General features: G+C 65.3%; 14 protein-coding genes. 2 read left to right on the forward strand and 12 right to left on the reverse strand.

What is annotated here, in order from left to right:
- Nucleotides 1–61 precede the first annotated feature (61 nt).
- Entirely contained in the window at nucleotides 62–1084 is a 1023-nt protein-coding gene (locus ACIP6G_RS03765; RefSeq protein ID WP_365943172.1) for a hypothetical protein, read from the forward strand.
- On the opposite strand, the gene ACIP6G_RS03770 is transcribed toward ACIP6G_RS03765, so the two are convergent.
- The 11 genes from ACIP6G_RS03770 to ACIP6G_RS03820 form a co-directional block, all read right to left on the reverse strand.
- Complete coding sequence (locus ACIP6G_RS03770; RefSeq protein WP_332485896.1) at nucleotides 1081–2319, reverse strand: MFS transporter; 1239 nt, start codon at nucleotides 2317–2319, stop codon at nucleotides 1081–1083. The two genes, ACIP6G_RS03765 and ACIP6G_RS03770, sit on opposite strands and share 4 nt — an antisense overlap.
- A 181-nt stretch (nucleotides 2320–2500) precedes the next feature.
- Entirely contained in the window at nucleotides 2501–4408 is a 1908-nt protein-coding gene (locus ACIP6G_RS03775) for an NHL domain-containing thioredoxin family protein (RefSeq protein WP_332485895.1), read from the reverse strand.
- A gap of 172 nt (nucleotides 4409–4580) precedes the next feature.
- Nucleotides 4581–5345 carry a hypothetical protein gene (locus ACIP6G_RS03780; protein ID WP_133833544.1) on the reverse strand — a complete coding sequence of 255 codons (765 nt, stop codon included), beginning with the start codon at nucleotides 5343–5345 and terminating at the stop codon, nucleotides 4581–4583.
- Nucleotides 5338–7392, reverse strand: a complete 2055-nt coding sequence (locus tag ACIP6G_RS03785) for a cytochrome c oxidase assembly protein (RefSeq protein ID WP_365943171.1) — start codon at nucleotides 7390–7392, stop codon at nucleotides 5338–5340. Before ACIP6G_RS03785 ends, ACIP6G_RS03780 begins: the two co-directional genes overlap by 8 nt.
- Nucleotides 7393–7457: 65 nt before the next feature.
- Nucleotides 7458–8606, reverse strand: a complete 1149-nt coding sequence (locus tag ACIP6G_RS03790) for a Dyp-type peroxidase (protein ID WP_181148812.1) — start codon at nucleotides 8604–8606, stop codon at nucleotides 7458–7460.
- Nucleotides 8593–9129, reverse strand: a complete 537-nt coding sequence (locus tag ACIP6G_RS03795) for a copper chaperone PCu(A)C (protein ID WP_365943170.1) — start codon at nucleotides 9127–9129, stop codon at nucleotides 8593–8595. The genes ACIP6G_RS03790 and ACIP6G_RS03795 overlap by 14 nt, the downstream gene beginning before the upstream one ends.
- A gap of 76 nt (nucleotides 9130–9205) precedes the next feature.
- Nucleotides 9206–9796, reverse strand: a complete 591-nt coding sequence (locus tag ACIP6G_RS03800) for a copper resistance CopC family protein (protein WP_365943169.1) — start codon at nucleotides 9794–9796, stop codon at nucleotides 9206–9208.
- Between the two features lie 43 nt (nucleotides 9797–9839).
- Nucleotides 9840–10448 (reverse strand): hypothetical protein, encoded by a 609-nt coding sequence (locus ACIP6G_RS03805; RefSeq protein ID WP_332730598.1) that lies wholly within the window; start codon nucleotides 10446–10448, stop codon nucleotides 9840–9842.
- A gap of 158 nt (nucleotides 10449–10606) precedes the next feature.
- The gene (locus tag ACIP6G_RS03810) at nucleotides 10607–10891 is read right to left on the reverse strand and encodes an HU family DNA-binding protein (protein WP_013349906.1); all 285 of its coding nucleotides are present in this window, start codon (nucleotides 10889–10891) and stop codon (nucleotides 10607–10609) included.
- A 275-nt stretch (nucleotides 10892–11166) separates the two neighbouring features.
- Nucleotides 11167–11451, reverse strand: a complete 285-nt coding sequence (locus ACIP6G_RS03815) for an HU family DNA-binding protein (protein WP_013349906.1) — start codon at nucleotides 11449–11451, stop codon at nucleotides 11167–11169.
- Nucleotides 11452–11625: 174 nt separating this feature from the next.
- Entirely contained in the window at nucleotides 11626–12594 is a 969-nt protein-coding gene (locus tag ACIP6G_RS03820; protein WP_365943167.1) for an SDR family NAD(P)-dependent oxidoreductase, read from the reverse strand.
- 219 nt (nucleotides 12595–12813) lie between these two features.
- On the opposite strand from ACIP6G_RS03820, the gene ACIP6G_RS03825 reads away from it, so the two are divergent.
- On the forward strand, nucleotides 12814–13395 hold the full coding sequence (locus tag ACIP6G_RS03825) for a DUF1992 domain-containing protein (protein ID WP_365943166.1): 582 nt from the start codon (nucleotides 12814–12816) through the stop codon (nucleotides 13393–13395).
- Nucleotides 13396–13455: 60 nt separating this feature from the next.
- On the opposite strand, the gene rpsN is transcribed toward ACIP6G_RS03825, so the two are convergent.
- Nucleotides 13456–13761 carry a 30S ribosomal protein S14 gene (rpsN, locus tag ACIP6G_RS03830; protein ID WP_013349909.1) on the reverse strand — a complete coding sequence of 102 codons (306 nt, stop codon included), beginning with the start codon at nucleotides 13759–13761 and terminating at the stop codon, nucleotides 13456–13458.

Here is a 13761-nt window from a genome sequence, read left to right on the forward strand (position 1 = left end):
CCTGGCTCTTCCAGCACGCCGTTTTCGGTCTGGGCCCGGAAACCAGATAGCCTAGCTACTGATGAACACTCGTAATTCCACGCCGATCTCCGCTGCCCGCCTGGCTCTTCGCTGGGCATTGGCTGCAGCGGCTGTCGTCGTTCTGGTCATTGCCGGAACGATCGCCGCCAACCGTACGCTCTTCTCCCCCCAGCACCAGGTGCAGGCACTGCAGCAGCATCTGGCCAGGGGCGAAGGCGCCGAAGCCCTGGGCCTGATGCAGGCCCAGGTCCCGCAGGGCGATGCTGTTGCCCTGGACGGGGACGTGCTCAAGCGCACCCAGGCCGGAATTACGGATTTCACCACCGACAAGGCCCAGGCGGTAGAGGGCGATGAGCAATTGCGCACCGTCACCGCGCATTACAAGGCCCACGGCGTGGACAAGGAATCGACCTACACGCTGCGCCATGCCGGCAAATCCTGGCTGCTGTTCGACAAGTGGGCCTTCGAGCCAAGCACGCTGCCCAGCGTGAAGATCAAGGCCAACACCGTCAACGAGGTCACGGTCAACGAGCAGAAGATCCCGTTATCGGCTGGCGTGAGCACCCTTCCGGTGTTCTACCCCTCGATCCTCGACGCGAGCTTCAGCACCAAGAACTTTGCGGCCGACACCCGCGGGATGGTGGTCACCAAGCCTGCCAAGGAGCCGGTGGAGATCGCGCTGAAGACCGAGCCGACCAAGGAATTCATCGCTGCCATCAATGCCAAGGTGAAGAACTACCTCAACGAGTGCGCCAGCGAGCAGGTGCTGATGCCTGCCGGATGCCCGTTCGCCTACAGCACCTCGGCGCGCGTGGACCCGGCAACCATCGACTGGTCCATCGCGAAGTACCCCACCATTGAAGTGAACTACTACAACGGTGCCTGGGTGCTGTCCCCGCTGAAGGCCACCGCCACCTTGACCCTGACCGAGCAGGATCTGCGCACCGGCGCCAAGGCCAAGAAGACCGTCAAGGATGACTACTCCTTCACCGCGCAGCTGACCACCAGCACCACCGAAGTTTCCGTGGTTCCGGTGGCCGGCGGCGAACAGGTGGCCGGCTAGCGTCCGAGCAGTTCGCGGAACTGGCTGCGCAGCGGCACCGCGTTGGTCTTGAACTTCTGCCAGACCACCAGCGCTGCCAAGCTGGCGGCCAGCGACAACCCGGCGCCAATGGTCACGGCGATCTGGATCCCGAACAGTTCAGCGAACCAGCCGATCAGCGGCGAGCCGATGGGCGTACCGCCCATCACCACCATCAGGTACAGCGCCAGCACGCGCGCCCGGTACTCCGGGGGCACCGAGGTCTGCACCATGGTGTTGCAGCTGTTCAAGAAGGTCAGCGACCCCAGTCCCACCGGGATCAGCACCAGCGCGAACGCGATGTAGTTGGGCATCCACGCACTGGCAATCCCGGCGATGCCGAAGAACACGCCGCCGCCGATCAGGAAGCGCCAGCGCGGAGCCGAACGCCGGGCAGCGAACAGCGCCCCGCCAAAGGTGCCCACGGCCATGATCGAGCCCAGGATGCCGTACTCCCCTGCTCCTACCCCGTAGACCTCGGTGGCCATCAGCGCGTTGGTCATCTGGAAGTTCAGCCCGAAGGTGCCGATCACGCCGGCCAGGAAGAAGATCAGCACCAGGTCCTTGCGGTTCTTCACGTAGGCCAAGCCCTCCCGCACCTGCCCCTTGGCGCGCGCGACCGGCTTGGAAGGGTTCAGTGCGTCCTTGCGCATGAACACCAGCGAGAAAATCACCGCGAGGAATGAGGTGCCGTTGAGCAGGAACGCCGGTCCGGTGCCCACCAGGGCGATGACCGCACCGGCCACGCCGGGTCCGGCCAGCCGGGCCAAGTTGAAGTTGGCGCTGTTCAACGCCACCGCGTTGGCCAGGTGGGTGCCGGGAACCACCTCGGAGACGAACGCTTGGCGTGCCGGGGCGTCGAAGGAGGCGCCGATGCCCAGCATCGTGGCCAGCACGTAGACATGCCACAGCTGCGCCGTGCCGGTAACCACCAGCAGGCCCAGGACCAGGGCGCAGACTCCCATGAAGCTCTGCGTGAGGATCAGCAACCGGCGCTTGTCGAAGCGGTCGGCGATCAGTCCGGCATAGGGGCCCAGCAGCAGCACGGGCAGGAACTGCAGGCCGGTGGTGATGCCGGTGGCCACTGCATCGTGGTCGGTGAGCTCGGTGAGCACCAGCCAGTCCTGGGCCACGCGCTGCATCCAGGTTCCGATATTGGAGACCAGCGCACCGATCACCCACAACCGGTAATTTGGTACTTCCAGTGCACGGAACATTTTCGACGCCATAGCTACCGCCAGATCCCTCCGGCTCCTCCCGCCCTCCAGTCTAGCCACCCGGGCAGGAAAATGCTGAGGTTTCCTCAGATTCTTGCTGTGGCGCTGCCCGGGCGTTCGCCGCCGGGCACGCAAAAGGCGCACCATCGCTGGTGCGCCTGATGCATGCTTCGGGCCGGGGCTAATTCACGCCACGCAGGTCAAGGAGCAGTTCGTCCTCGCCCTCTGCGTCCAGCACCACCGGGATGCCCCAGTCCTGCTGGTACAGGTGGCAGGCCGCGTGATCGGGAATCTCGCCGCCCGGTTCGCCATCGCAGGCCGCCGCGCGGGCGGTAATGTGCAGCACGCCCTCGGCCACCTCCGGGTTCAGTTCCAGGGTGCGGGACAGGCCCACCGAGGTGCCGGCGCCGTCGAGGATCAGTTCCTCCGGGCTGGCCGAGATCTTCAGCTGGGTCGGATCGCCCCAGCGGTCATCGAGCTTCTGCCCCTTGGGTGCCGCGAAGCGGACCAGGATCCCGTGCTTGCCGGCCTGCACCCGGGTCTTGGGGCGCTGGGTCTGGCTGGCGCCCTGGTCGACCACCAGTGCTTCGGCAGGGATCGGGATGCGCACCAGCTGGTGGGAGTTGGTCTCCACGACCAGCAGCACCGGATCGCCGTCCACGGTGGTGTCCACCAGCACGTCGGCCGGTTCCTTCAGGCCCTTGGCCAGGGTGGACACGGTCTTGGTGGCCGGATCGAAGCGGCGCACCGCGCCGTTGTAGGAGTCGGCAATCGCAATCGAGTGGTCCGGCAGCACGGCCACGCCCAGCGGGTGCTGCAGGCGCGCCTGCTGCGCCTGGCCGTCGCGGAAGCCGAAGTCGAACAGGCCGGTGCCCACCGCGGTATGCACGGAGCTCGCCTTGCCGTCCTCGACCTCGATCCAGCGCAGGGCGCTGGTTTCCGAGTCGGCGATCCACACGTTCTCGCCATCCAGCGCCAGGCCCGAGGACTGGGCGAACCAGGCCTCATCCGGCGCGCCATCGGTTAGGCCTTCCAGCCCGGTGCCGGCGAAGACCGACACGGCGCCGGTGCGCGGATCGAAGGCGAAGATCTGGTGGGTCCCGGCCATCGCGACGATGACCTGCCCCGATGGGTGGTAGAGCACATCCCATGGGGACGAGAGCGAAATATTCAGCGCATCGGTGCCCAGCTCGGTGGGCTGGACTTCTTGGCGGGCGTTCTCCGAATCCAGCAGGCGCTGCACGCCGTTGCCGGCCAGGGTGCCCACGGCGCCGGTGGCCAGGTTCACCGAGCGCAGGCGGTGGTTGACGGTGTCGGCGACGATCACGTCGTAGCCGACTTCGGCGGCCAGTTCCGCCGGCAAGGCGGCCAGCCCCTGCAGTTCGTTGAACTGCGCGGTGGCAGCGTCCCCGTCGGCATAGCCCTTGACCCCGGCGCCGATGGTGCGCACCACGGTGGACAGGTCGCCGGCCAGTTCGACCAGGCGGTGGTGGCCCGAATCGCCCACCAGGAAATTGCCGTTGGCCAGGGCGATGGCCTTGCCCGGGAAGCGCAGGTCGCCTTCGCGGGCTGCCGGTGCCACGTACGGCCCGTTGCCGCGGTGCAGCGTTCCCTTGGCTTCGTGCTCGGCTACCAGTTCCTCGACCAGCGAGCCCAGGCCCTGGGCGTGGCCCTCGCCGGACAGATGCGCGACGATGTAGCCTTCGGGATCCAATACCACCAGGGTAGGCCAGGCGCGGGCGCCGTAGGCCTGCCAGGTGACCAATTCCGGGTCGTCGAGCACCGGGTGGTGGATTTCATAGCGCTCCACGGCGGCGGCCAGCGCATCCGGATCCGCTTCGTGCTCGAACTTCGGGGAGTGCACGCCGACGGTGACCAGCACGTCCTTGTACTGCTCCTCCAGCGGGCGCAGCTCGTCGAGCACGTGCAGGCAGTTGATGCAGCAGAAGGTCCAGAAGTCCAGGAGCACGATCTTGCCGCGCAATGCGTCCAGATCCAGTTGCTTGCCGCCGGTATTCAGCCAGTTGCGGCCCAGCAGTTCGCTGGCGCGCACCTTGTAATTGGCGCGGACGGATTCGGAAGTGCTCATGGTGATCCTTTCGCTGTCGCCGCGGCTGCGGCAATTCGAACCTCAATTATCTGCCACCGCGGCCCGCTGGGGCTAACGGTGTTAAGCAACATTGAGAAAAGTGTGAAACTCGCTCACGGTCTGCTGGTGTAACCGCAGGCCCACGCCTTCTATTCCCTGCCGGGGCGGCGAGCTAGGGCAGCTGCGCGAGCACGGTGTCCATGATGCCGGTGGCCACCTGGTTGAAGGCGGCATCCTGCAGCGAGGTCGCCGAGAGGAAGGAGACCATCACCGCATACTCCCCGGTGCTCTTGATCAGCACCAGCGAATCCTGCGCATACTGCCCATCACGGCTGTAGTACAGGGCCGAATCCGCATCCTGCACGCCCGGATCGGAGAACGCCAGGGTCTCGCGGTAGTCCAGCCCGTTGAGCTTCACGCTCTTGCATTCCTCCAGGATGGTGGCCACGTTCGCATTGTGCGCCGCCACCTTCGCCGCCCCGTCGCCGAGCTTGGCCACCTCCACCGACCCGGTGATCGACTGGTTCTCGTTGGTGAAGTCGGTGCGCGCCGCCTCGGTGCCCAGCTGCACCGGCGACCAGTTCAAGTCCTCGATCGGAGCCGAGCATTGGGACGGCAGGACCACCAGGTCCTTGAGCGTATCGGTGGGCGGCGTGGCCAGGGATTCGAGGTCCTCGCCCTGGATCTTGGCGCTGGAGGGGAAGCCGAGCTCGGCGGCCATCACTGCGCCGGCCGTGGTGGCCACCTGCGCGGTGGTCATTTCTTCCGGCTGGGCAGGCTCTTGCGGCTCTTGCGATGCGCTGGGCGTCGCGGTGCCCTGCACGGCGATCTTGTGCGTTTCGTCCTGCGGCATTTCGGATTGCGCGGAGCAGGCGCTTGCGGCCAGCAGCGCGCACACCGCCAGGGAGGCGGCGAGGATTTTCTTGGTGCTAGGCACGTGGGTCCCTTCGGTCGGCTTGCTTGAAGCGGGCGAACATTTCGTTGTAGGCAGCCAGCTCGGCGTCGTTGTCGCGCTCGGCCTGGCGGTCGTAGCGCTTGGTGTCCTTCTTGTCCTGGCGCAGCCACGAGATGACCACGAAAATGGCCAGGACCAGGGTCGGCACTTCGCCGATCGCCCACATCGCCCCGGCACCCACCACCTGGTCCTCCAGTGCGGTGCCGCCCCAGGTGCGGCCCATGTTCCCGAAGTAATCCGGGGCCAGCAGGGTTTCGGTGCTCATCAGCGCCACCCCGAAGAAGGCGTGGAAGGCGACGGTGGCCAGCAGCACCACCAGGCGCATCGGGTACGGGTAGCGCTTGGGGACCGGGTCGGCGTCCACCAGCGACAGCGCGAACAGGTATCCGGTGAGCAGGAAGTGCAGGTTCATCAGCTCGTGGCCCGCGTGGTAGCGCATGGCCGGTTCCAGCAACGGAGTGAAGTAGAAGACGACGATCGAGCCGGCGAAGTTCACCGCGGCGAAAATCGGGTGGGTGATGACCTTCGAGTAGCGCGAGTGCACCAGGTAGAGGATCCATTCGCGCGGGCCGCGGGTGCCGTCGACGCGCGATCCCAGCACCTTGAGCAGCAGCGTGACCGGGGTGCCCAGGACCAGGAAGATCGGCACGATCATGGTCAGCGACATGTGGTCGACCATGTGGGTGGAGAACTGGATCTTGCCGTACACGGCCACCGCGCCGCTGGTCACGTAGAACAGCGCGAAAAGGCCCACGATCCAGCTGGCCAGGCGCAGCACGCTAGGCTTGTCGCCGCGGCGGGCCAGCTTGATGAAGGCCCACAGGTACACGGCCAGGCCGAAGAGGCACACGGCCACCCAGATCCAGTCCATGCGCCAGGTGGTGAACCACGCGGCGGTATCCGGGGCCGGCGGCAGGTCGTAGCCGGTGAGCAGGCGGGCCGGGGTCGCTTGCACCGGAGGCTCATCGGAAGTCGGCGGAGCGGTGCGCGCCAGCACGGTGGCCACCGACATCACCGCAGCCATCAGGATGACCTCGCCGGCCACGACCTGCCAGGCCGCGCGCAGCGCCGTGAACTTGCCCTCCAGCAGCCGCGGGATCACCATGCGCCGGTGCCACAGGCCCAGTGCGCCCAGCCCCAGGGTGATCAGGATCTTCACGATCACCAGGATGCCGTACGGGGTCAGCCACTGGTCCCAGCCGGTAATGCGGATCACCGCCGAAGCCAGGCCCGAGCCGATCATCAGGAACACCGCGAAGGTGGCCAGCGCGGAATAGCGCTTGAGCACCACCCCGGCCAGCACCTGCCCGCGTTTGCGTCCCGGCGCTTCGCCGCCCAGCGTCGGAGCGAGCAGGGCCAGCACCATGATGCCGCCAAACCAGAGCACCACGGCCAGCAGGTGCAGGCCGATGGAGTTCACCGCGGCGAAGTGGTCGTCTCCCCCGGCCGCGTGGCCGATGAAGGCCAGCGGCAGGATGCCGAACAGCGAGAAGAATGCGCTGAGCCCCACCGTGGTCCTGGAGCGCGCGGCCAGGGCCAGCGAACTGGTGATCGCGGCGATCACCACCATCCAGGCCCAGGCCCGCCCGCTGGTGATCGACAGGATGTAGTCCAGGATCGCGGCCGAATACTGCGGATCCAGGCTCATCGGGATGCCGGCCAAATCCCAGAAGGTCAGCAGCATGACGGTGGCCGCGGACAGGGTCCACACCACCGCGGCCCCGGCGGCGATATTCATCGTGCGGGCGAACGCCGGATGGGCCTGGCCTTCGGCATCGCCGGTCACCTTGGCGGACCGCGGGATGATCGCCGCACCGAAAACCAGTGCGGCGATGCTCAGCGACATCGAGGCATGGTGGATGGCCCGGGAGATGGGCAGCGACCAGCGCACGAAAGCCCCGGGATCGGCCAAATCCGCCGGCCGGGCGATCCCGGTGAACAACACCGCCGCCATGAAGGCCACCGCCGCAGCGAGGATTCCGGGCAGGATGAAGCGGGTGACTGAAACCGTGCGCTGTGCTGTATCCATAACCTTCTCATCATCTCATTTTTCGCCCGGCCGGTCACCGCGCGGCAGCCCGCTTTGGGCGCATCTCACACCTGGCCCAGCAACGCCTCCCCCAGGTAGCCGCCTTCGCGCACCCCGGGAAGGATCGCGTACAAGCCCGATCCCACCGGCTTCAGCCAGGTGTTCAGCGCATCTGCGGCCGCCAGCCGGTGCTGCACCGGGATGAAGCTGGTGGCCGGGTCGCGCTGGTAGCTGGCGAACAGCAACCCGGAAGCCGCCCCGTCGAAGTTGTAGCCCCGCCGGTGCATGGTCTCGTCCGCGCTGGCCGGCTTGGCCAACGCCACGTGGGCGTTGGCCGCGATCGCCGGCAGCCCCAGCTCATTGGCCGCGGCCAGGTCCACCGGATCATCCACGCTGGCGCCCGACAGCGGCGCGCCGTCGGACTGCCGGCGGCCCAGGGCATGGTCCCGTCCGGCGCCGTCCACCTCGTCCCAGCCGTCCAGGTCCATCTCGAACCTGCGCAGCGCCAGGGTGGTCCCGTTCTCGATCCAGCCCGGCTGGCCGAACACCGCGCTCTCGCGCAGTTCTCCGCCGGGGTTGTTGATCCCGTCGAGCTGGCCGAACAGGTTGCGGAACCCGCGCCCGCCGGGGTTGATGAACCCGGTCTGGGCGAAGCGCCTGGCGCCCAGCCCGCGCAGGTTCTTGGACACCGCCCGCACCGCATGGTGCAGCACGGTCTGCTCCTGCGCGCAGAACTGGATCAGCAGATCGCACTGCCCGTACTGCTCATCGAGCTGGTCCCCGGCGAAGCGCGGCAGCGTGCCGATCTGCCCGCGCCCGGCCACATCCAACAAGCTCTGGCCCAGCCCCACGGTCAGCGTCAGCTCGCCTCCGGGCTGCGCCATTTCCGGTTCGGTGTCGGCCAGCACTCCGCGGCCGCTGGCCAGCCGGGCCGCATCATCGGTGATCATCTGCAGCACCGCGCGCAGCTGCTCCTTCTTGGAGCCCTCGCGCCAGTGCAGATCCCACCCGGCGAAGACCGCGTGGGCCTGCTGGCCGTCGAGGATCCCCGACTGGTACTTCCCGTAGAACGGGCGGTACCCCTGCGGGTTGGCGGTGGCCGCTGGGGCTGGAGCGCTCAGCTTTCCGGTGCCGAACCCGGTGAGCATTCCGCCCAGCGCGGCGGCCGCGGTGGTGCCCAGCAGCAGCCGGCGGTCGACGCTAGTGCCCGGCATGCGCATCCCCGGCATGCTCGTCGTAGCTTTCGTTGGCCCCGTCGAAGTTGCGGATCGGGAAGTCCACCTCGGTGCTCGACCCGTCGGCGAATTCCAGCTTCAGCCTCGCCGTCTGGGCCGCCACCAGGGGTTCCTGCAGGTCCATGAACATCAGGTGGTGGCCGCCCGGTGCCAGCACCGCGTCCTTGCCGGGTTCGATCACCAGATCCCCTTCGAGCTGCGCCATCGTCATCCCGTCGCCGGTGCCGCGCATTTCGTGGATCTGGATCTGATCGCCCTGGGCATTGCTGATCTTGCGCAGCGCAATCGGGGTGCCAGAATGATTGTGCAGGATGCCGAAGGCCGCGCTCATGCCCGACTCGGCGGCTTTGGCCCAGGTTTCGCTGGTGGCCAGCGCTTCGGCTTGCCCGGCGGTTTCCTGTTCGGCGGCCGGTGCGGGCTGCTGCCCGTCGGCGCTCTGCGCGCAGCCGGTGAGCAGCAGTCCAAGGCCCAGGGCCAGTGCAGTGGTTTTGCGGAAATTCATGTTCTCAAGCTTTCGGGTTCGGTGTGCAGGCGCGCCAAAGGCAGCGGTGGCCTCGGGCGCACCGGAAGGGTGGGGGCTACTTGGACTGGCGCATGAACTTGGCCAGCACGCCCAGCGCGCCGCCAAGGATGACCACGCCGATGATGACCCAGACCACCGGGCTCATCGAGCTGCCCAGGTCCTGGACCGGGTTAGCGCCTGGATCAAGGTCGGCGGACCCTGCGGAGTCGCTAGGCGCCGCTGGCGCGCTCGAGCTGACCAGGGTGGGGGCGGCCTGTGGCGCGTCGACGCTGAAGCCGATCTTGTTCTCGATCGGGTGGCCGTCAGACGAGACCACGCGGTAGGCCAGCTGGTACTCGCCGTTGCCCAGCTCCATGGCCGGGGTGACGGTGACCTTGGTGCCCTTGGTCTTGGCCTCGCTGTCGATCTTTTCCCCATCGAGGGTCAGCGAGACCACCGTGGAGTCCACGCCGGATAGGCTCTGGAGCACGCCGGAGAATTCGAGGGTGATGTCCTCGGGCACTTCCTGGATGGTGGCCCCGGCCTCCGGGGTGGAGCCGATCAACTGGTCGTGCGCGTTGGCGGCACCGATCGAGCCGGCGAAAGCCAGCAAGGAGAATGCCAGTACTGCGACCAGCCGGGTGATGTTCTTGGTTACTACGCTCATGATGTTCCTTCCAAGCCCCTTGCGGGGCGCTTCGATTCTTTACTCAGGCAGCAAGAATGAAGCAGGGCGGACCGCGGCGCTCCGGCAGTCTTCCCAATTGCGCCAGCTTGAGTTGGAAACGCAAGGGGAAGTAGGCACGAAGCGGCCGGGCAGCAGGTACCTGCACGCGAATGCGCGAGAGGATCCGCCGGGCCGTTGAAAGGGTGAGCCAGCCGGCCAAGGCCTTGAGCAGGCGTTCACCGCCGTAGAGCACCAGAACGCTGGCGATCGCGGCCAGCACGTGGGCGTAGAGCATCGATTCGGTATGCACGTTGGCGTACTGTGCGGTGATGTCCTGCGCCAGCGCTGGATTGCGCCCCGCATGGTGCGCGTGTTCCAGTCCGGAAAGATCGCCGCCCTGGTGGCTCATCACCGACAAGCTCAGGTGGTAGAGCCCCTGGCTGAGCAGCACGACCAGGCTGGTCGCCCACAAGGAGAACTTCCGGCCCACCAGCACGACGCCGATTGCCGCAGAGACGCAGGTAATGAGCACCATGGCCACCACCGATAGCGCTGTAGGCGCACTGTGGGCGTGCGCGGCAAAGGCTGTCCAGGTGCACACGCTTGCCGCCAACCAGCCGCGGATAACGCGGGTTGCGGGTTTCTGTGACACGATGGGCAGCCATTCTTCGCGGAGTTCTACGATCGAAGCTGATTCTACGCGAAGTAGAAGAGCGCCTCAAACGGTGTTCCGATAAAGCAGAAGGCCCGACCCTGCCTCCTGGATTTCTCCGGAGCGGGTCGGGCCTTGCGCAAAGCTCTAGCGGAAGCTTACTTCTTGGCTACAGCAGCCTTCAGCTTCGACCCAGCGGTCAGCTTGACCGAGTGGCCAGCAGGAATCTGGATTGCTTCACCGGTCTGTGGGTTGCGGCCGGTGCGAGCTGCACGATCGGTGCGCTCTACAGCCAACCAACCTGGGATCGACACCTTCTCACCCTTGGAAATCTGGTCGACGAAAACCTCGAAGACTGCATCCAGAACACCATTAACGGCAACCTGGGAGTTTTCGGTCTTCGCTGCAACAGCAGCAACAAGTTCGCTACGGTTCATAGCCAATGTATGGTCCTCCTGGACTAGTGATCCAAAGCCCTCTTCCGGGCCCCGAACGCCGCACGGTCGCACGGTCTTACCAGTGAGAACATATCAAACGTTTTGCCCCAGAACTGCGGAAAACAGGCGGAAAACCGGGATTTTTTCAACTAATTGCAGATTTCTTGGCTCAACGGCAGCATTTTTGGGTTCAATGAAGGCTTTTGCAACGTTCCTTAACGCCGCAAGGCCCGCCAATCCGGGAACGGATAGCGGGCCTTGCGCAAAGCTCTAGCGGAAGCTTACTTCTTGGCTACAGCAGCCTTCAGCTTCGACCCAGCGGTCAGCTTGACCGAGTGGCCAGCAGGAATCTGGATTGCTTCACCGGTCTGTGGGTTGCGGCCGGTGCGAGCTGCACGATCGGTGCGCTCTACAGCCAACCAACCTGGGATCGACACCTTCTCACCCTTGGAAATCTGGTCGACGAAAACCTCGAAGACTGCATCCAGAACACCATTAACGGCAACCTGGGAGTTTTCGGTCTTCGCTGCAACAGCAGCAACAAGTTCGCTACGGTTCATAGCCAATGTATGGTCCTCCTGGACTAGTGATCCAAAGCCCTCTTCCGGGCCCCGAACGCCGCACGGTCGCACGGACTTATCAAGAGTTGAACTTACCAGCTGAAAGCGACAAAAAGTGCATCATCTTGCGGATTCTGCTGAATTTTCGCCAAATCAAGGGTGTGAAAGTTCACCCGGGACCTACAGCGCGAACGGATCGAGGCCTTCGTTTGCCTCCACGAAAAGTTCCCAGGCTTTGCTTTGCAGCTCCTTGCCGCGGGTCGCTTTCGCCGGGCTGGCCAGTGCCGTTGGACCCTTCGTGAGGTATTTCGGCCCCAAGTAGCTGCCTCGGGGCGCGTCTTCGAGTTCCGGCGCCAATGCCGCTTCGACCAATCCCACCGCACCTTCATGTTTGCCCTGCGCGAAACTGGACTGCAATTGGCCAATCAGCCGCTTGGCAAAGTCCGGTTCGTTGATGTTGGGCACCTGCGGGGTCAGCCCGGAAAGCGAATACCCCGGGTGGATGGCCAGCGCGCGAGCAGGCAGGTCCAGCTGGCGCAGCCGGTGGTCCAGGGCCAAGGTGAAGGCTTGCACTGCCGCCTTGGACTGCGCATAGGCACGGTATGGATGGTAGTCGCGGGTCAAGGCCAGGTTTTGCGGATCGGTAGCTAGCATCCGGGTGGACATCGATCCCAGCCCGATGAACCGCAGCGGCTGGGCGAAGCGTTCGGCCAGCTCGCCGACTAGCCGCGCATGCCCGATGAAATTCGTGCTCATGGTCAGCTCATGGCCCAGCAGGCCCTCGACGCGGCTCTGCGGCGCCCGGATGACCCCGGCATTGGCGATCAGCGCATCCAATGGCCGATTGCGCAGTTCAGCTGCCAGTCCCATTGCGGATTCCATGCGCGAGGAGTCGAACTGCATGAATTCCACGCTAGCCGCCGGTACGCGCAGCCGGATCTGCTCCATGGCATGCTCCGCACGGCTCTGGTTGCGGCAGGCCAGGATGACTTGCGCACCGGCTCGCGCCAAGCCGAGGCTCGCGAAGAAGCCAAGGCCGCTATTCGCGCCGGTCACCACAACGGTCTTGCCTTGGCCCAGCGGCGCCCACCGCTGCCGGTTCGCGTAGATGTCAGTTGCGGGTCTCGGATAGCGCGTCGCTGGCTTCATGGAATACACGCTACTACAGGGATAATGCTCGATTGCGGGTGGGACATGGCCGCTTATAGCGATCTCCAGCCACCTCGCAGCCGCTTGCTGGGCACTGGATCCTTGGCGAAGCGCCCGAACCCGAAGGGAATGATTTTATCTTCCCACCTCCCCCATCAATTGCTTAGGAAAGTCCCAGTGCCGTTGCCGGGCTCAGGCACACGGTGGGATCATTGGAAGATGGAGCACAGCGAGGATGCCGCACTGAATGCGGCCCGGTACAAGATGAAGCAAGACAGCGAGCCGTTGCCGGTGGACGAGTATGCGCAGGCCACCGGGATGGCACCCGTCGAGAAGCAGAAGACGCCGCTGCAGCTGCATGCCGAGGACGAGGCATGGGAAGTGGCCAACTCCGTGCTCGATGAGGCTTTCGCCCGCGGGGACTTCGACAATCTTGCCCTCTCGGGCCAGAAGATCGACCATATCACCAGCAATGACGATCCCGACTGGTGGCTGAAGTCCAGGATGCGCCGAGAGCAGCTTACCGGGCTGGGCCCACCAGCGCTGACTTTGCGCGTGGAAGATGAGCAGATGGAGCAGACCTTGGACCGCTTGCCCTCCGAGCGGGCCGTGCGTGAGCATATCGAGGATTTCAATGCCCGCATTATCGAGGCGCGGCGGCAGCTGCTTGGCGGCCCGCCGGTGATCACCGCTTTGCGCGATTCCACCGCAGAGGTGCTTGGTTGGCAGGAACGCCGGGCGGCAGAACCTGCACCGGTGGCAGAGAAGGCACCGGTGAAACGCCGGTGGTGGCGACGTTAAAAGGCGAAGCCGCCTTCCCGAAAGGGAAGGCGGCTTGCTAAGTCAAAAGACTTGCAGGTCTTACCAGGAAGACTTGGTGATGCCCGGAAGCTCACCACGGTGCGCCATGTCGCGGAAGCGAACACGGGAGATACCGAACTTCTGGAAGGTGCCGCGTGGGCGACCGTCGATTGCGTCGCGGTTGCGAACGCGAATCGGGGAAGCATCGCGTGGAAGCTTCTGCAGGCCTACGCGTGCAGCTTCGCGAGCTTCGTCGGTTGCGTTTGGATCAACCAGGGTCTTCTTCAATTCGAGACGCTTTGCAGCGTAACGCTCGACAATGACCTTGCGCTGTTCGTTCTTTGCGATCTTGGACTTCTTGGCCAT

The sequence above is a fragment of the Glutamicibacter sp. NPDC088483 genome (assembly GCF_044753145.1).
Taxonomy (GTDB): domain Bacteria; phylum Actinomycetota; class Actinomycetes; order Actinomycetales; family Micrococcaceae; genus Glutamicibacter.